This window comes from Bradyrhizobium sp. AS23.2 (assembly GCF_001908185.1).
In the GTDB taxonomy this organism is placed as follows: domain Bacteria; phylum Pseudomonadota; class Alphaproteobacteria; order Rhizobiales; family Xanthobacteraceae; genus Bradyrhizobium.
Map to the genome: position 1 here is coordinate 1 of NZ_LGHM01000196.1, position 17,165 is coordinate 17,165.

The window sequence follows — 17,165 nt, forward strand, 5'->3', positions numbered from 1 at the left end:
CTTCGCGACATATTGCGCCGCCGCGTGAGCTTGGTCGTTAACGGGACAAAGCGGACATCAACCAGCCGACAATCCCCACCAAGTCCGTCGAAAGTGACCCACAGCGGACCTCGGGACTGCAAGCAACTTGTGCCAGCCACCAACCATTCGGGCCTAAATTATCGCGCTGCGGGAGTTCTATGCGTGGCTGAGCGTTTGCAGTAAAATCAGACGTGGAGCGTGCTTGTGTGACGGACTTATGTGTCTCATCGGCAAGAGGTCCTGTCGAGAGTCGTCTGCGGCTGCCGAACTACTCGCCGCAGAACATCGCCCGCGTCTGCTTAACCCTGACCCTGCGGAACGGGCGGAGTTGCTCTCCCCGACGAGAGGCGGACACACGCGCTTCACTGTAGACCGGGAGTAGAAACTATGAGGAGCAAACATCTTCTAGCTATCACGCTATTGCTGCCGTTCCTGACAATGTCGAGCGTTGCAAGTGCTGGCCAGACCTACGGCCATTGGCGAAAAACGACCTGGCTGCCAGAGCGGGTAGCAAATGCCCAGGCTGGACCGCTGATCCCAGACCAATATCGCACTTTGAGGCTCTGCACCTATCAAGGTGGGCCAAAGACCAACACTTGGTCGTGCAGGTGATGCGCTGACTGGTTACCGCAAGAATAGTCCTCACGGAGGGCTTCCCCTTGGCGAAGCAGCCAAAAACCAGCGCTGAACTCGAAGATATGATCCTTCAGAAGCTGTTGATCGGCGGCGCTTACGTATCAGTTCGCCCCGACCCGATCTACGGCTGGCAGGCGACTGTAATCACCGCGCCGAAACATGCAAAAGGCATTCAGGAGCGCGCCGATACGATCGCTGCCGAACTTCGTAAGAAGTTCACGCTGAAGGGTTGATGGGCTTACGGGCGGCGCGGCTTGGGGTCAACGGCGCAGCTTTGATCGGATGACTGTAGGAGGGAGCGATGTTGACAGGACCCTACGCCACTCTAGTGGCTGCTGCTGCGGTGGCTAATGCAGTTGAGTCCTACGATGTTACGAATTGTGGGGCAACCCCGTTTCTAAATTGTGCCGCGCTCTATGGCAGGCGAATTGGAGGCAAAACTGCAAAGACCAGTATGGCGATAGCGAGGATCGCCACAACGTAACCGAGGTCGCAATTAAGCCGAGCAAGTGTGTCGTAGGGAGGCTCGGTCAACTCCGAAGCGATGCGATTATCCGGCCCACTCGGAGCGCCGGGCGTAAGCAAAGCTCTTTCCGATCGCCTTGTGGCCGCTCTCCGTGTGAAAAAGATGTACAGCAAATAGCCGTCGATCAAAAATGTGAGGACCAGGACGACATAGGCCCAGGGGCTTTGCACCAAATTCAGCTCGATCAATACCCGCGAGAAACCGAATCCCACGACCCACCCATCAAAGCTCATGCATATCCGACGAAACGTCTCCGCATCCAGATGGCGGATGACGTAGGCGCCGAGCGGTACCCCAAGCACAACGCAGGGAACAAACACCCATAAGATGTTCTGGCTTTCAGCCGTAAACAGGCCAAGCTGGTAATAGACGATGGCGGTCACGCTCGACTCGGTCACGCGAACCAATGCGAGACCAGCCCGGAACTCGGTTTTGACCAGACCTTGGTTATTGAACAGGATCGCCAGCGGCGGTCCCGAGATGGTGGTGACCGAATACAGGATGCCCAGCGCTGTTCCAAAGGGAAGACCGACCCACCATGTTTGCCGAATTGGTCTCCGCCAACCGGCTGCCTGAACCAGGATGAGGGGCAGAATGAGTGCGTAGGTCCCGAGTTTGATCCAGCCTGGCTCAACCGACGTGAGAACCAAGGCTCCGATTCCGATGCCGGGCAGGAGCCCGGTGATGATTGGAAACACCCTCTTCCATACAGCTGCAACGCCGTTCAGATTGATGAATAGAACGTAGAAGTTGGTGGCCACCTCGACCAGGACGACGGCGGGATTCAGGATGCGGTTTGCATAGAAAACGAGAGCCACCGGCACGGTAAGCGAGGAAAACCCATAGCCGAGCGCGCCATTTACGAAGGCTGCAAGAAAAGCGATGCCAGCGAGAACGATCACCGCAGTATCAAGAGGAGGCATCGTTGGCTCCCCGTGTACGGGCAATTGTCGCCCGCGCGGGGCGACCCACCTTTATCTTACCACTTCTTACGGTTTGTTTGCTGGCAGGAACCCTGCCGTTTTCAAAAAGGTTCGTCCGCCGGGATCGGCTCTAACACAGGGCCGAGCACCTCTCTGAGCCCGGCGGCCACTACTTCCGCTAATGGCCCTTCGCGTCATTTAGCTGCGCTGCAGAATTTGGTCGCTATTGGTGAATAGCGGACTCTGGCAAGCCTCCGCCCGGCAGATTTATGGGTTCACGGCCTAACGCAGAAAGGCCCGGTAGCAATACCGAGCCTTCCTTGTACTTTTGGGCGCTCAATGGGTGGCTTAGAAGTCCATACCCCCCATGCCGCCGCCCGGAGGCATGGCCGGGCCGGCGCCGCCCTTCTTGGGCAGCTCCGCGACCATGGCCTCGGTGGTGATCAGAAGCGCCGCAATCGAAGCTGAATTCTGGATAGCCACACGGACGACCTTGGCCGGGTCGATGATGCCCTTGGAGACCAGGTTGCCGTATTCGCCGGTCTGCGCGTCAAAGCCGTAGCCGTACTGTTCCTTCTCCAGGACCTTACCGACCACGACCGAGCCGTCCTCGCCCGCATTTATCGCGATCTGGCGGGCCGGCCAGGACAGCGCCTTGCGCACGATCTCGACGCCGGTCTTCTGGTCGTCGTTTTTGGTGCGGATGCCCTTGAGATGCTCGGAGGCACGGAGCAGGGCGACGCCGCCGCCCGGCAGGATGCCTTCCTCGACCGCCGCACGGGTCGCATGCATCGCGTCATCAACGCGATCCTTGCGCTCTTTCACCTCGACCTCGGTCGCGCCGCCGACGCGGATCACCGCGACGCCGCCCGCGAGCTTGGCGAGACGCTCCTGCAGCTTCTCGCGGTCGTAGTCCGAGGTGGTCTCCTCGATCTGCACCTTGATCTGGCCGACGCGCGCCTCGATGTCGGCCTTCTTGCCGGCGCCGTTGACGATCGTGGTGGTCTCCTTGTCGATTATCACCCTCTTGGCGCGGCCGAGCATGTCGAGCGTGACGTTCTCTAGCTTGATGCCGAGGTCTTCCGAGATGCACTGGCCGCCGGTCAGGATCGCGATGTCCTGCAGCATGGCCTTGCGGCGGTCACCGAAGCCTGGCGCCTTGACGGCAGCGACTTTCAAGCCGCCACGGAGACGGTTCACGACCAGCGTCGCGAGCGCTTCACCTTCGACGTCTTCCGCGACGATGACCAGCGGCTTGCCGCTCTGCACCACGGCCTCGAGCAGCGGAAGCAGCTCATTCAGCGAGGAGAGCTTCTTCTCGTTGATGAGGATGTAGGCGTCGTCCATCTCAGCGCGCATCTTGTCCGCGTTGGTGACGAAGTAGGGCGAGATATAGCCGCGGTCGAACTGCATGCCCTCGACGACGTCGAGCTCGGTCTGTAGCGATTTCGCTTCTTCGACCGTAATTACGCCCTCGTTGCCGACCTTCTTCATGGCGTCCGCAAGGAACTTGCCGATCTCGGCGTCGCCATTGGCCGAAATCGTGCCGACCTGGGCGATCTCCTCATTGGAGGTGACCTTCTTGGCGTTCTTCGCGATGTCGGCCACCACAGCTTCGACGGCGAGGTCGATACCGCGCTTGAGGTCCATGGGGTTCATGCCGGCGGCAACCGACTTGGCGCCCTCGCGGACGATCGCGGCCGCAAGCACGGTGGCGGTGGTGGTGCCGTCGCCGGCCGCGTCAGCGGATTTGGCGGCCACCTCGCGTACCATCTGCGCGCCCATGTTCTCGAACTTGTCCTCGAGTTCGATCTCCTTGGCGACGGCGACGCCGTCCTTGGTGATGCGGGGTGCGCCGAACGATTTGTCGAGCACAACGTTGCGGCCCTTGGGCCCGAGCGTCACCCTGACGGCATTGGCGAGAATGTCGACGCCGCGCAGCATCCGGTCGCGGGCATCGACGCCGAATTTGAGTTCTTTGGCTGACATGTCTGCTTCCCCTTAGTTGATCTCTGCTCCTCGTCCCGAGGCGCGTGCTCCTCCTGAAGCGGGCGTCTCGAAGAAGAAGTTGAGTTGGGTCTTGACCTCATCCTCAGATGCCGGCTGCGCCGGCTCTTCAGGGTGAGGAAGCGTGCGTGCGGCTCAAGCGGCTTTTTTCTTGGTGGAGCTGTCAGTGAGAACGCCCATGATGTCGCTCTCCTTCATGATCAACAGTTCTTGGCCGTCGATTTTGACCTCGGTGCCCGACCACTTGCCGAACAGCACGCGGTCGCCGATCTGGACGTCGATCGGGATCAGCTTGCCGCTCTCATCGCGGCCGCCAGGGCCGACGGCGACGACTTCGCCCTGAGAGGGCTTTTCCTTGGCCGTGTCGGGAATGATGATGCCGCCAGTGGTCTTCTCCTCAGCTTCGATGCGCTTGACCACGACGCGGTCGTGAAGCGGACGGAATTTCATGCAGTCCTCCCGACCTTGGTGAATATTTTCTGGGTTGGCAGTCGCAACAATATGCCAGTGATACTGGGGCGCAAGAGGTTCGGCCCCCACGGTGTTTGATTGCAACTTACGACTTAGGTTTCTCGAGGACGGATGCTTGCGGCGAGCCGGGTTACCGGAATGACCGCCCACAAGTTTGCCACCCGCGTTTCCGGAATTGCTGACCCGGCCGCCGCAGGGCGCGCGCGTCGTTTGCAACTCGCGTGCGCAGGCGCTATGTCGCCTGACATGACAATCTCGGATGACAACGACCTCACCCGCCTGAAAGAGATCGGGCGTATCGTCGCCAATGCCCTGGAGGCGATGGGGGAGGCCCTTGAGCCGGGCATGACGACCTGCGAACTCGACCAGATCGGGCGAAAACTCCTGGAGGCTGCCGGGGCACGCTCGGCTCCGGAGCTGGCCTACGACTTCCCTGGCGCGACCTGCATCAGCGTGAACGAGGAGATCGCCCATGGCATCCCGGGTGACCGGCGGATCGAGCGCGGCGACCTGGTCAACATCGACGTGTCAGCCGAGAAGAACGGCTTCTTTGCGGATACCGGAGCCTCGTTCGCCGTTCCACCCGTAGCCAGCACGATCGAACGTCTTTGCAGGGATGGCCGGCGGGCGATGTGGACCGGCTTGCAGCAAGTTGGAGCCGGCAAACCGATTGCCGGCATCGGTCAGGCCATCGGGACCTTTGCGCGGAAGAACGGCTACAGTCTCGTCAGGAACCTCGCCAGTCACGGTGTCGGCTTGTCGCTCCATGAGGAGCCGACAGAGATCGCAACATGGCCCGACCGCTCCGAACGCCGCATCATGAGCAACGGTCTCGTGTTCACCGTCGAGCCGTTCCTGTCCCTTGGCGCCGAGTGGGCACAGGATGGCGATGATCCATGGACGCTCTATAGCAGCCCCGAGGCGCCTACCGTTCAATACGAACACACCGTCGTCGCAACCCGAAACGGACCGTTGATCGTTACGCTGGCCGGCTAAGGCCTCTCAAGCCAAAGCCGGGGCGTCTTGTGCTCCGTGGGGCCTTACGAGGCATTCACCAACTAGATTAGTAGCCGGCGTAGCCGTCATAGGGCGGGCAATAGCTGCCGCCATAGCCGTAGACGTTGCTATGGCCGTAATACAACACGATCGGGGGGCTGTAGACCGGATAGCCGCCGCCATAGTATCCGCCGTAGTAGCCGCCATAGCCTCCGTAATAGGCACTCCTCGCAATCGCGCCGCCAACGACGGCGCCGGCGACACCGTAACCGAGGCCGCGATAACCGTAGCCGCGATAGCCCCAGCCTCCGCGGTAGCCCCGTCCGACGCCGCGATAGCCGTAGCCGCCGCGCCAGCCGCCAACCCAACGTACTTCGGTGGTGTTCTGATCGACCATCGATTTCATCGTCGTCACATGTGTCGGCATCGGCCCGGCCTGGGCGCCTGTGCCGAGAAGCAAGGCACTGGCTGCAGCGAGAATGGCGGTACGCAGAAAACTCGAGGACCTCATGATCATCTCCGTGCTGTGCGAGGCGCGTTGGTGCGTGAAGGGACCAAACTCGCGCCGTAGAGCAATATGTCGCAAAGGGCCAAAAGCGGTTTATCAACGCGACGATCCTTGGCGTCGTTGAACTTCGGGGCTTGATCTACGTCAAAGGGTTCGAGGCTCGGCCACTTAGCCTTCCGATGCCATCTGCGGCATTGTTTCCCGAGAGCGGAGCGGAGTAAGGAGATGCTGAAGCGCCTTCTGGTTCTTCTGATCTTGCTGGCAAGTCTGCCCCTCCATTCCCCGGCTGTTGCAGAAGAAGTTGCTGCATCGCCAAGAATCCAAGAGGAAATTTGGGGGCTACCCTTTCCGCTGCCCGTGCTTGCCTTCGTGGTGAAGCCAGTCGGCGATGGCCCGTTTCCGCTCCTGATCATGAACCATGGAATTGCGCTGGGCCTCCAAGAACGAACGATGTTTCCGACGATCGAATACCGAGCTGCCGCACGGTGGTTCGCGAACCAAGGCTACTTCGTCATCTCCCCGGTGAGATATGGAGCCAGCAGCCTGGATGACAAAGATCAGGGGCTCTACGGAGCGGTGTTTGCGCATGTCGGTAGCTGCGACAACCCGAACTTTCGGGGCCCCGGGCTCGCCATCGCCACTCTAAACGAGTGGGTCATCGACTACATGCATAAGCAGAAGATCATTCAGCCCGGCAAGGTTGTTGTCGTGGGGCAGTCGGGCGGCGGATGGGGATCGATCGCTCTTGCGAGTCTCAACCCATCAACAGTTCGGGCCATTGTCACCTTCGCGGCGGGGCGCGGCGGTAGAGTGGACGGGAAGCCTAACAACAACTGTGCTCCCGATAAGCTCGTCGAGGCTACAGGCGAATTTGGTCGGACTGCGCGAGTTCCGATGCTGTGGATATACGCGGAGAACGATAGCTATTTTGGGCCGGAGCTAACAAAGCGGATGCGTGACACTTTCGCAGCGGCGGGAGGAAATGTGGAATATCGAATGCTGCCGCCGTTCGGAAGCGACGGGCATTTCATGATCGATTCCCCTGACGCCGTGCCGATCTGGTCCCCGCTGGTAAGCCAGTTTCTCGAGAAGCATTCAGCAACCGGCAACACCCAGCAGCAAGCGAGCAACGCCTCGTCTGCGGAGCTTCAAGTCAAGGCTCCGCGAGTGCGCATCCCTGAAAAGATTCAATACTCAAACTGGCGAAAGCTCTGCTTTGAGTCGTCCGATGGGACTACGATCTGCCGAACGACCTCTACTGGTACCGACGATCTCGATCAGGTGGTGGCGCGTGTCGATCTGATTCAGCGCGCCGACGGTCCGGCTCGCTTGCAAATATTTCTTCCACAAGGGGCGAATCTGCAGCGTGGAGTCAAGGTAACGATAGATCAGGGGCAGCCCACCCAAATCCCGTTCAATTGGTGCCTCACCACTATCTGCATCGCGGCGGCCCCCGTCGAAACGAGTCTGATAGCGCAACTAGAATCCGGCAAAAGCCTAGAGCTCGGACTTACTGATCTGAACTCTTCATCCGTTGCGTTGACTTTGTCGCTCGATCAATTTGCCGCTGCGCGCAAGGGAGCTCCAGCACAAACGTTTGAATTCGGCCTGGATGAGGAGTGAGCCCGTTTTCGGATGTCTTAGCGTGCAATGGTCCAGATGATGCTCATCCTGCTATTTCCCTGTACTCGATGAAATCAGCCGTTACGAGGAGGCAATCGGCCGTCGGGGGTGTACTTGTCCACGGCCGACGGCAGTTCTCGCGAAAGTCGGGCGAGAAGTTCGTCCGTCTTGCGATCGTCCGGTCTGTTGCATTCCGTCGAGAAACAGGACAGCCGATTTCGCCCAGGAGTTGCAGTTGGAGAAATTGAAACTAATCGGGTGCTGCCCGAAGGTTACTGCATTTTCAGCGAAAAAGCTGTTGGGCAGGCAATACCAGAATGGTTGTCCTAATCGCCCCGGATAGAACGCAACCCCTTGAGCAAACGTTGACTGGAGTGAGAAGTCGCCTGGTCTTCAATGCAGGTCGCCGGCGGGCTGCGTCATTCGATAACTTGACCGTGAAACTGTCTGCTCTGGCGCGCAGCGTCCGGAGGTTGCATACTTGTCTCGTCGCCAGATGAGTTGGAGGCGGGCGTGATTGGGCGCGGGGACTATGCGGGCTCTGAGGTTGCAGCCTTAGTGGCAGCTGCTGAGAAGATGCGACCAGGCAAAGAGCGAGATAAGCTTTTGTCAAAAGCACTGGAGCTAGAGTCCGTGGCACAAATGGAAAAATGGATCAATTCGACCGGGCTGCAGCCACCGAAAGCAAGCTAGGGCGGACGATCCAGCGTTCTCAGGCCATTCTCTCCGAGGATGAGCCTGGCGACATCGCACGCTCATGCAGACGGCCGTTCGTAGTGAGAGCTGATCTGCACTGCGCGCCACACATGCAGAACGCCCTCTCCAAATCCGCCCACGAATTGATCCCACACGCTTTGAGGGCAGCGGCTCGCAAATGTCGCCGAAGACCGCGTCGTCGCTCGCTGTCGGCGTCCATGCCCAATCATTCGGCGAGGTCGTCATGTGTCCTGCATTGGTACCAGCCCAGCGAACGTCGCCACCCCTGCAAGATTTGTCTGTCGTACTTAAACCCGGATCATTCAGCGTCAACACCGGAGCCGCAATGCAAGGCAGGCCGAATATCAGCCTCCCGATCGGCACGTGCCAACCCTAGTCGGCGCGCCTCGAACGGGAAGGGGCCTTCGATCGCTTCCCTGGAAAATACGGGTTCACGACGCATGTCGCGGAGCGACCAACGGCGAGATACCTGCACTGCTCAAGCGAAGTGTAGCGGCAATCGAAATAGCCGACCGGGCCGTAGATCTGCATGCAGACCGGATAGTTCGGATCGTAGGTCTGCGCCTGCGCGGGCGCGCTCGCGAGGAGCATGCCGGTCGCAGCTAGCGCGAGGCAAGCGCGACGCATCTCAGCGCGGCACGAGATAGCCCGGCGAATATCCCGGGATCTGCGCGCGGGGACGATTCTGATACGCGTAGGGATCATCACTCTGGCCTGCGAAATACGGGTTCGCGATGCATGTCAGTGCGCGGCCCGACGCGCTCGCCTGACACTGCGCGTAGCTGTCGAACGTGCAATTGGTCAGCCCTGGCCATTCATCACCTGTGAGGCAGAAGGCATGGTGAGTACCGAAGGCGCGCGCTGGCGTGCTTGTGCTGAACGAGAAAGCAAATGTGGCGAGCGCAGGCAAAAGTGTGGCGACAATAGGGAGAGCAATTCGTCCACGCATTCAATTCTCCGATCACGCGCTTGTGTGCGCGTTGAGTCCCTACGCGCATTTGCCGCATATGTCGTGTAATCGACATTGGAACTCGTGGAAACTCTTGTTTCAAAGGGGTTCCGGCGCGCTCCGATAAACATCCATTAACTGAGCAGGGGCCTTTGGAGCTGACTGTTGCGTCGGGGTTACAGCAATTCCATCGATCGCTGTTATGACGACACCACGGCCCGGGGGCCTAATGACGAAACTGGAACGGGACTCAAATGAACAAGAAAGTGTTGCTCGCCGCTGTTAGCCTTGTCGCGCTCGGCGCGGCTGCGCCGGCGATGGCTGCTGACCTCGCTGCGCGGCCTTACACCAAGGCGCCGCCGGCGATGGTCGCCGCGATCTACGACTGGAGCGGTTTCTACATCGGTATCAACGGCGGTGGCGGCTCCGCGCACACGACCTGGGACGTCGTCGGTGGTCTCCGCGAGGGTTCGCACAATGCGACCGGTGGCACCGTCGGTGGCCAGATCGGCTATCGCTGGCAGTCCGGCCAGTTGGTGTTCGGCGTGGAAGGCCAGGGCAACTGGGCTGACTTCTCCGGCGACAATCTCAGCGCCGTGTTCAATACGCGCAACCACTCCAAGATCGATTCGTTCGGCCTGATCACCGGCCAGGTCGGCTATGCCTGGAACAACGTGCTGCTCTACGCCAAGGGCGGTGCCGCCGTCGTCGGCGACAAGTACGAGGTGTTCAACGCGGCCGGTGCGAGCCTCGGTTCGGCCAGCAACACCCGCTGGGGTGGCACGATCGGTGCCGGCCTCGAGATCGGCTTTGCTCCGAACTGGTCGGTTGGCGTCGAGTACAACCACATCTTCCTGGGCGACCAGAACGTGACGATCGCCGGCGTGACCGACAACATCAAGCAGGACGTCGACATGGGCCTCGTTCGCCTGAACTACAAGTTCGGCGGCCCGGCCATCGCGAGGTACTGAGACTAATCGCTTCGCACGAAGCGATCGTCGAAAGCCCCGGCCGTTGGCCGGGGCTTTTTTTTGTTTGAATTCAGTGAGTTAACCATCCCGTTTCGAGATATCCCGGAGCGCTTGACTCCTGAGAACGAAATGAGAACAATGTTCTTCATACGTTCTAGTGAAGGAGCGAGACATGTTCAGGGTTTTCGTGGAAGAAGCGGCCGCACTGGCGTCGATCACGCTGTTCGTCGGGATGATTGCGATCTGGGCTCAGGTGATTCCGCAGCTCTAGGGCCGCGGTTTACAAAGCCGATGCTCGCGAACCCGACCGAAGCCTCAAAGGGGCCGACTTGGGGACCGACTTGGGGACCGGCTTGGGGAAAAGCAGGACGACGCGGCTGATTGGCCGCTCCGGCGTGGACTCTGCGGCGACGACACCCCACCATTGTGAGGCGAGTCGGCGGGGCGGGTGCAGGATGCCCTCCATGATCCCCTAGGCATCCCCTAGGCATCCCCTTGGCGCTGACCGCTCCATCTCATCTGCAAGAGGCCGTCACGCGACCATGCCGAGCGCCGGATTTGTCCACCTTCACGTTCACTCGGCCTTTTCGCTGCTCAAGGGCTCGATCAAGATCGCCAAGCTCGCCGAGCTTGCCAAGAAGGATCACCAGCCCGCGCTGGCGCTGACCGACACCGACAACATGTTCGGTGCGCTGGAGTTCTCCGACAAGATGGCGGGCTCCGGCATCCAGCCGATCGTCGGCTGCGAGATCGCGATCGATTTCGGCGACCAGGATCCCAATGCGCGTAACGCGCTTCTGCCCTCGCGCGTGGTGCTGCTGGCGGCCCAGGAGCGCGGCTATCGCAGCCTGATGCGGCTGAACTCGCGGGCATTCCTCGAGACGCCCGACACCCATGCCTCCCATATCAAGTTCGACTGGCTCGAAGGTGAGACCGAAGGCCTGATCGCGCTGACGGGCGGGCCGGACGGACCGATCTCGCTGGCGCTTGCCTCAGGGCAGGCCGAGGTTGCGGCTTTGCGCTGCGAACGTCTCGCCAGCCTGTTCGGCGATCGCCTCTATGTCGAATTGCAGCGCCACAACGTCGACAAGGAGCGGCGCATCGAGAGCGGGCTCATCGACATCGCCTACGCAAAGGGCCTGCCGCTGGTTGCGACCAACGAGCCGTACTTCGCCGCGACCGACGATTACGAGGCGCATGACGCGTTGCTTTGCATCGCCGGCGGGCGGCTGATTGCCGAGACCGATCGCGTGCAGCTCACGCCCGATCACCGCTTCAAGACCCGCGCCGAGATGGCGGTGCTGTTCGCCGACATTCCGGAGGCACTGGCCTCGACGGTCGAGATCGCGGAGCGCTGCTCGTTCCGCCCGATGACGCGCAAGCCGATCCTGCCGTTCTTCACCGTCGGCGCCGCCGCAAGCTCCGATGCCGCCGCGGTCGAGGCGGCCGAGCTGAAGCGCCAGGCGGAGGAGGGGCTCGCCAACCGCTTGCGTGTGCACGGCCTGTCCCAGGGCACCACGGAAGAGGATTACAACAAGCGCCTGGCGTTCGAGCTCGACGTTATCATGCGCATGAAGTACGCCGGCTACTTCCTGATCGTGTCCGACTTCATCAAATGGGCGAAGTCGCAGGGCATTCCGGTCGGACCGGGCCGCGGCTCCGGCGCAGGCTCGCTGGTCGCGTGGGCGCTCACCATCACCGACCTCGACCCGATCAAGTTCGGCCTGCTGTTCGAGCGCTTCCTCAATCCGGAACGCGTCTCGATGCCGGACTTCGACATCGACTTCTGCCAGGATCGCCGCGGCGAGGTGATCCAGTACGTGCAGCAGCGCTATGGCCGCGACCAGGTCGCGCAGATCATCACGTTCGGTACGCTGCAGGCGCGCGGCGTGCTGCGCGACGTCGGCCGCGTGCTGCAGATGCCCTATGGCCAGGTCGACAAGCTCACAAAGCTCGTGCCGCAAAATCCGGCCGCGCCGGTCACGCTGGCGGCTGCGATCGAGAGCGAGCCGAAGCTTCAGGCGTTCCGCGATGAAGACCCAGTGGTGGCGCGCGCCTTCGACATCGCGCAGCGCCTCGAGGGCCTGACGCGCCACGCCTCGACCCACGCGGCCGGTATCGTGATCGGCGATCGTCCCTTGAGCGAGCTCGTGCCGCTCTACCGCGATCCCAAATCCGACATGCCGGTGACCCAGTTCAACATGAAGTGGGTCGAGCCCGCCGGCCTCGTGAAATTCGACTTCCTCGGCCTGAAGACCCTGACCGTGCTCGACGTCGCTGTGAAGCTCTTGAAGCCGCGCAACATCGACGTCGATCTCGCCACGCTCCCGATCGACGATGCCGATAGCTACCAGATGCTGGCGCGCGGCGATGTGGTCGGCGTGTTCCAGGTTGAAAGTCAGGGCATGCGGCGCGCGCTGATCGACATGCGCCCCGACCGTTTCGAGGACATCATCGCGCTGGTTGCGCTCTATCGTCCGGGTCCGATGGCGAACATCCCGACCTATTGCGCGCGCAAGCACGGCGACGAGGAGCCGGAATATCTGCATCCGGTTCTGGAGCCGATCCTGAAGGAGACGTTCGGCGTCATCATCTACCAGGAACAGGTGATGCAGATCGCGCAGGTGATGTCGGGCTACTCGCTCGGCGACGCCGACCTGCTCCGCCGCGCCATGGGCAAGAAGATCCGCGCCGAGATGGACAAGCAGCGCGACATCTTCGTTGCGGGCGCGGTGAAGAACGGCGTGCCGAAGGCGCAGGCCGAGACCATCTTCGAATTGCTGGCGAAATTCGCCGACTACGGCTTCAACAAGAGCCACGCGGCAGCCTATGCGCTGGTGTCCTACCACACCGCCTACATGAAGGCGCATTATCCGGTGGAGTTCATCGCGGCGTCGATGACGCTCGATCTGAACAACACCGACAAACTCTCCGAATTCCGCTCCGAGGCGCAGCGTCTCGGCATCAAGGTCGAGCCGCCGAACATCAACCGGTCCGGCGCGACCTTCGACGTCGGCGAGAACACGATCTACTACGCGCTCGCAGCGCTGAAGGGCGTCGGCATCCAGGCGATCGAGCAGATCATCGAGGAGCGCACGAAGCGGGGGCTGTTCACCTCGCTCGCCGACTTCGCCGCGCGGGTCAATCCGCGCGCGATCAACAAGCGCATCATCGAAAGTCTTGCCGCCGCCGGCGCCTTCGATACGCTGGACCCGAACCGGGCCCGCGTCTTCGCCGGCGCGGACTCGATCCTCGCCGCCTGCCAGCGCGCGCATCAGGCCGAGACCATCGGCCAGAACGACATGTTCGGCGGCTCCGCGGACGCGCCGAGCATCATGCTGCCGCAGGTCGAGCCGTGGCTGCCGGCCGAGCGGCTGCGCCGGGAATACGACGCGATCGGCTTCTTCCTGTCCGGCCATCCGCTCGACGATTACGCCACCGTGCTGAAGCGGCTGCGGGTGCAGAGCTGGGCGGAATTCTCGCGCGCGGTGAAGACCGGCGCGACGGCCGGAAAGGTTGCGGCCACCGTGGTGTCGCGCATGGAGCGGCGCACCAAGACCGGCAACAAGATGGGCATCATGGGCCTGTCTGATCCGACCGGCCATTTCGAGGCGGTGTTGTTCTCCGAAGGGCTGGCGCAATACCGTGACGTGCTCGAGCCGGGCGCCGCCGTGCTGCTCCAGCTCGGTGCCGAGCTTCAGGGCGAGGACGTCCGCGCCCGCGTGCTGCACGCCGAGCCGCTGGATGACGCCGCGGCCAAGACGCAGAAAGGCCTGCGCATCTTCCTGCGCGACACCAAGCCGCTGGAATCGATCGCCAAGCGCCTCGCGGGTCCCGACATGGCCGCCTCGAACAGTGCCGCGCCAAAAATCGGGAGTCCGGGCATCGCGCCGCGCTCCAATGGCGACGGCGAAGTCTCGCTGGTGATGATGCTCGATCTCGAGACCGAGGTGGAGATGAAACTGCCCGGCCGCTTCAAGGTCTCGCCGCAGATCGCCGGCGCGATCAAGGCGGTCGTGGGCGTCGTGGACGTGCAGCAGCTCTAGCGCCGGCCGCCGCAAAGGAACGCGCCGGCTTGACCGGCGTGGTAGATGTGATCGCGCCGTTGCAACCAGGCGATGTTTCCGGCTAGCATGCCTCCGGGGAAAGCAGTTCGGGGGGGCGTGATGCTATTGCGCGGGCTGGTGCTGCTCGTGGCTGCGGCGTTGCTATGCGGCTGTGAGACGACCGCGAGGAGCGGGCTGGATTATTCGGAGACGTTGCGGAAGGTCGGGCCGCCAAAGGCGGGCCAGGCGCGTATCGTCGTGCTTCGTGAAAAAGGCTACGGCGGCCTCGCCGATACGGGCTGGGGATTCAGCCTCGACGGCGCGCCGCTCACGGGTCTGAAGACCGGGACTTATGTCTATGTCGATCGTCCGGCCGGTCAGCATCAGTTCGTGGCTGAGGAGGCGGGCTTTCCCGGCGTCACGCGCAACGATTTTTCCGCGCGGTCGGGCGAGACCCTGTTTTTCGTTGCGCGTGTGAGCGAGCGCAAGAATGCTGTGATCGCAAATGCGAGCACGGGAGTGTTGGGCTATGGCCTCACGCTCGCGATGACCTCCGGCTACAAGAACCAGGGTCCGATGGATTTTCTGGCGCTGGACGAAACGGCGGCACGGACGACGATCGCCGAGCTGAAACTGGCCCAATAGATGCGGTGCAGCGCCGTCAGGGGTCGTGACGCCATTCCAACCAGGATGTAGAATAACGCATCTGCGCTAATCGCGCTGGAGCGGCCGAGGAAACGAGCGATGTGCGAGAAGTGCTCTGAAGATCGCTTCAATCACACGGGGCCGTCGCGGCGTTCCGCGATGCTGTTGGCCGCCTCGGCGCTGAGCGTGGCCTTCGCCGGCCGAGCGTTCGCCAAGGAGACCAAGGCGCCGCCAAAGCCGCAGAACGTGCTGTCGCCCGATGCAGCGTTGAAGCGGTTGATGGCGGGCAACACGCGCTACGTCGACGGCGTGTCGCGACGCCACGATTTCAAGCACGAGCGCGAGGCGCTTGCCGGCGGGCAGAATCCCTTCGCAGCCGTCCTGAGCTGCGCCGACTCGCGTATCGCGCCGGAATATGCCTTCGACACCGGCCGCGGCGATCTCTTTGTCTGCCGCGTCGCCGGGAATTTTGCCGGCAACGAGACCATCGCCAGCCTGGAATACGCGGTGGCGGTGCTCAATACGCCACTGATCCTCGTTCTCGGCCATGATGCTTGCGGCGCGGTCGATGCGACGCTGAAGGCGATCAAGGACGACAAGCCGCCGCCGGGACACATTCCCTCGCTGGTCGATGCGATCGCGCCCGCCGCCAAGGCTGCGATGCAGCAGGGAGGGGACCTGCTCGACAAGGCGATCCGGCAGAACGTGATCGACAACGTCGCGAAGCTGAAGTCGGCCGCGCCGATCCTCAATGCGGCCGTGGAGCAGGGCAAGCTGAAGGTGGTGGGCGGCATCTACCGGCTTACGACGGGAGCGGTCGAACTGACCGCACAGGGCTGAACGAGCTGACCGCGCTTGTGCCGCTTTGTGGTCGCGAGACTTACGCAGGCCTGACGCAGGGGGGGACGCAAGGGTTTGACGTTGACTGGGCGCCATGCCACTGCCTCAATCCGCGCCTTTCGTTCAAGTGCCGTTCAGCCGGCCGCGCGTCTCATGCGCGGTGTCACCTCCACAATAAGATAGCGGGCAAGCAAGCCATGCGTGGGACGCTCAGAGTCTTCATCAGCCTTCTCCTGCCGATCGTGGTGCTTGCTGTAGGTGCGCCTGATCCGGCGCGCGCGCAGCAGCAAGAAAAGCGCATTGCGCTCGTGGTCGGCAACGGTGCCTATACCAAGTCGCCGCTGGCGACGACGGCGAACGATGCCGGCCTGATCGCGCAAACGCTTCAGGCCGCGGGCTTCGACGTGGTCGGTGCGCGGGATCTCGACGGCGACACGCTGCGCAAGAGCTTTCGCGACTTCATCCAGAAGGCGCAGGCCTCCGGCCCGGGCACCGTCGCGATGATCTACCTCGCCGGCTACGGCGTGCAGCTTGCCGGCGAGAACTATTTCATCCCGGTCGATTCCAGCATCGGCCGCGACACCGACATTCCGACCGAAGGCCTGCGCATCAGCGACTATGCCCGCCAGCTCGCGGCCATTCCGCTCAAGGCCAACATCGTGGTGCTGGATGCAGCCCGCGCGCAGCCCTTCATCGAGGGCGGCCAACCGATCGCGAGCGGGCTGGCGCTGGTCGAGCCGGATCCGAACATGCTGATCGCCTTCAACGCTGCGCCCGGCACGGTGGCTCCGGAAGAGCCCGGGCCGTACGGTATCTACGCGCAGTCGCTGGCCGAGATGATCCGCACCGGCGGCCTGGCGCTGCCGGATGTGTTCGACCGCGTCCGCCTGCGCGTCAACGAGGCCAGCAAGGGCGCGCAGGTGCCCTGGAACGAGCAGAAGATATCCGCGCAATTCTCGTTCTTCGAGCGCGGGCCCGATGCGCCGCCGCCGGAGGCCGCGCCCGACCAGGTCGCCGCGATTCGCAACAAGCCGATCCGCGATCTCGGCGTGCAGGATGCGTACGCTGCCGCGCTCGAGCGCGACACGCTGCCGGCCTATGAGGAGTTTCTCACGGCCTATCCGAGCGATCCGCTTTCGAGGCGGGTGATGGCGATCGTCGCGGCGCGCCGCGAGGCGATCACCTGGCGGCGAACCTACCGGAACGACTCGCCGGAGGCGTACTGGTCGTATCTGCGCCGCTATCCGCGCGGGCCGCATGCGGCGGATGCGCGCCGGCGGCTGGCG

Annotated in this window: 14 protein-coding genes and 1 pseudogene; 8 read left to right on the forward strand and 7 right to left on the reverse strand. The window is 62.3% G+C overall.

All coding sequences use genetic code 11. From position 1 onward, the window contains the following. Window positions 1–680: 680 nt before the first annotated feature. Window positions 681–890, forward strand: a complete 210-nt coding sequence (locus AC630_RS44635) for a hypothetical protein (RefSeq protein ID WP_084810822.1) — start codon at window positions 681–683, stop codon at window positions 888–890. Window positions 891–1,071: 181 nt separating this feature from the next. Here the strand turns inward: AC630_RS44635 and AC630_RS35680 are convergent, their stop codons facing one another. From AC630_RS35680 to groES, 3 genes are all read right to left on the reverse strand, one after another. Beyond that, entirely contained in the window at window positions 1,072–2,106 is a 1,035-nt protein-coding gene (locus AC630_RS35680; protein ID WP_083636502.1) for a sulfite exporter TauE/SafE family protein, read from the reverse strand. Window positions 2,107–2,454: 348 nt separating this feature from the next. Beyond that, a complete protein-coding gene (gene groL / locus AC630_RS35685; RefSeq protein WP_074123092.1) occupies window positions 2,455–4,095 on the reverse strand; it encodes a chaperonin GroEL in 1,641 nt (546 codons plus the stop codon). Window positions 4,096–4,248: 153 nt separating this feature from the next. Further along, window positions 4,249–4,563 (reverse strand): co-chaperone GroES, encoded by a 315-nt coding sequence (gene groES, locus AC630_RS35690; RefSeq protein ID WP_074123093.1) that lies wholly within the window; start codon window positions 4,561–4,563, stop codon window positions 4,249–4,251. A 267-nt stretch (window positions 4,564–4,830) separates the two neighbouring features. On the opposite strand from groES, the gene map reads away from it, so the two are divergent. Beyond that, entirely contained in the window at window positions 4,831–5,580 is a 750-nt protein-coding gene (gene map, locus AC630_RS35695) for a type I methionyl aminopeptidase (protein WP_074123100.1), read from the forward strand. Window positions 5,581–5,647: 67 nt separating this feature from the next. On the opposite strand, the gene AC630_RS35700 is transcribed toward map, so the two are convergent. Further along, window positions 5,648–6,091 carry a hypothetical protein gene (locus AC630_RS35700; protein WP_074123101.1) on the reverse strand — a complete coding sequence of 148 codons (444 nt, stop codon included), beginning with the start codon at window positions 6,089–6,091 and terminating at the stop codon, window positions 5,648–5,650. A 222-nt stretch (window positions 6,092–6,313) separates the two neighbouring features. Here AC630_RS35700 and AC630_RS48135 point away from each other — a divergent pair, with 222 nt between their 5' ends. Beyond that, window positions 6,314–7,711, forward strand: coding sequence for an invasion associated locus B family protein (locus tag AC630_RS48135; RefSeq protein WP_074123094.1), 1,398 nt, complete (start codon window positions 6,314–6,316; stop codon window positions 7,709–7,711). A gap of 74 nt (window positions 7,712–7,785) precedes the next feature. Here the strand turns inward: AC630_RS48135 and AC630_RS48525 are convergent. The 3 genes and pseudogenes from AC630_RS48525 to AC630_RS35715 all read right to left on the reverse strand — a co-directional run. Then, window positions 7,786–7,875, reverse strand: a pseudogene (locus tag AC630_RS48525) (YidB family protein); the annotation flags it as partial. A 925-nt stretch (window positions 7,876–8,800) separates the two neighbouring features. Then, window positions 8,801–9,055 (reverse strand): DUF3551 domain-containing protein, encoded by a 255-nt coding sequence (locus tag AC630_RS35710; protein WP_074123095.1) that lies wholly within the window; start codon window positions 9,053–9,055, stop codon window positions 8,801–8,803. Window position 9,056: 1 nt separating this feature from the next. Then, window positions 9,057–9,377: a DUF3551 domain-containing protein gene (locus tag AC630_RS35715; protein ID WP_074123096.1), complete on the reverse strand. Its 321-nt coding sequence runs from the start codon at window positions 9,375–9,377 to the stop codon at window positions 9,057–9,059. A gap of 254 nt (window positions 9,378–9,631) precedes the next feature. Between AC630_RS35715 and AC630_RS35720 the strand changes: the two genes are divergently transcribed. From AC630_RS35720 to AC630_RS35740, 5 genes are all read left to right on the forward strand, one after another. Then, window positions 9,632–10,348: an outer membrane protein gene (locus tag AC630_RS35720; protein ID WP_074123097.1), complete on the forward strand. Its 717-nt coding sequence runs from the start codon at window positions 9,632–9,634 to the stop codon at window positions 10,346–10,348. A gap of 542 nt (window positions 10,349–10,890) precedes the next feature. Continuing rightward, the gene (gene dnaE / locus AC630_RS35725; protein ID WP_074123098.1) at window positions 10,891–14,394 is read left to right on the forward strand and encodes a DNA polymerase III subunit alpha; all 3,504 of its coding nucleotides are present in this window, start codon (window positions 10,891–10,893) and stop codon (window positions 14,392–14,394) included. Between the two features lie 120 nt (window positions 14,395–14,514). Continuing rightward, the gene (locus AC630_RS35730; protein WP_083636503.1) at window positions 14,515–15,039 is read left to right on the forward strand and encodes a hypothetical protein; all 525 of its coding nucleotides are present in this window, start codon (window positions 14,515–14,517) and stop codon (window positions 15,037–15,039) included. Window positions 15,040–15,138: 99 nt separating this feature from the next. Next, complete coding sequence (locus AC630_RS35735) at window positions 15,139–15,879, forward strand: carbonic anhydrase (RefSeq protein ID WP_074123099.1); 741 nt, start codon at window positions 15,139–15,141, stop codon at window positions 15,877–15,879. A gap of 197 nt (window positions 15,880–16,076) precedes the next feature. Beyond that, a partial coding sequence (locus AC630_RS35740) for a caspase family protein (protein WP_208867091.1) occupies window positions 16,077–17,165 on the forward strand: 1,089 nt, incomplete at its 3' end.

Excerpts from the sequence above, each read along its gene's own strand:
- AC630_RS35680 (WP_083636502.1), bottom strand. The coding sequence starts at position 2,106 with ATGCCTCCTCTTGATACTGCGGTGATCGTTCTCGCTGGCATCGCTTTT.
- groL (WP_074123092.1), bottom strand. The coding sequence starts at position 4,095 with ATGTCAGCCAAAGAACTCAAATTCGGCGTCGATGCCCGCGACCGGATG.
- groES (WP_074123093.1), bottom strand. The coding sequence starts at position 4,563 with ATGAAATTCCGTCCGCTTCACGACCGCGTCGTGGTCAAGCGCATCGAA.
- map (WP_074123100.1), top strand. The coding sequence starts at position 4,831 with ATGACAATCTCGGATGACAACGACCTCACCCGCCTGAAAGAGATCGGG.
- AC630_RS35700 (WP_074123101.1), bottom strand. The coding sequence starts at position 6,091 with ATGAGGTCCTCGAGTTTTCTGCGTACCGCCATTCTCGCTGCAGCCAGT.
- AC630_RS48135 (WP_074123094.1), top strand. The coding sequence starts at position 6,314 with ATGCTGAAGCGCCTTCTGGTTCTTCTGATCTTGCTGGCAAGTCTGCCC.
- AC630_RS35710 (WP_074123095.1), bottom strand. The coding sequence starts at position 9,055 with ATGCGTCGCGCTTGCCTCGCGCTAGCTGCGACCGGCATGCTCCTCGCG.
- AC630_RS35715 (WP_074123096.1), bottom strand. The coding sequence starts at position 9,377 with ATGCGTGGACGAATTGCTCTCCCTATTGTCGCCACACTTTTGCCTGCG.
- AC630_RS35720 (WP_074123097.1), top strand. The coding sequence starts at position 9,632 with ATGAACAAGAAAGTGTTGCTCGCCGCTGTTAGCCTTGTCGCGCTCGGC.
- dnaE (WP_074123098.1), top strand. The coding sequence starts at position 10,891 with ATGCCGAGCGCCGGATTTGTCCACCTTCACGTTCACTCGGCCTTTTCG.
- AC630_RS35730 (WP_083636503.1), top strand. The coding sequence starts at position 14,515 with ATGCTATTGCGCGGGCTGGTGCTGCTCGTGGCTGCGGCGTTGCTATGC.
- AC630_RS35735 (WP_074123099.1), top strand. The coding sequence starts at position 15,139 with ATGTGCGAGAAGTGCTCTGAAGATCGCTTCAATCACACGGGGCCGTCG.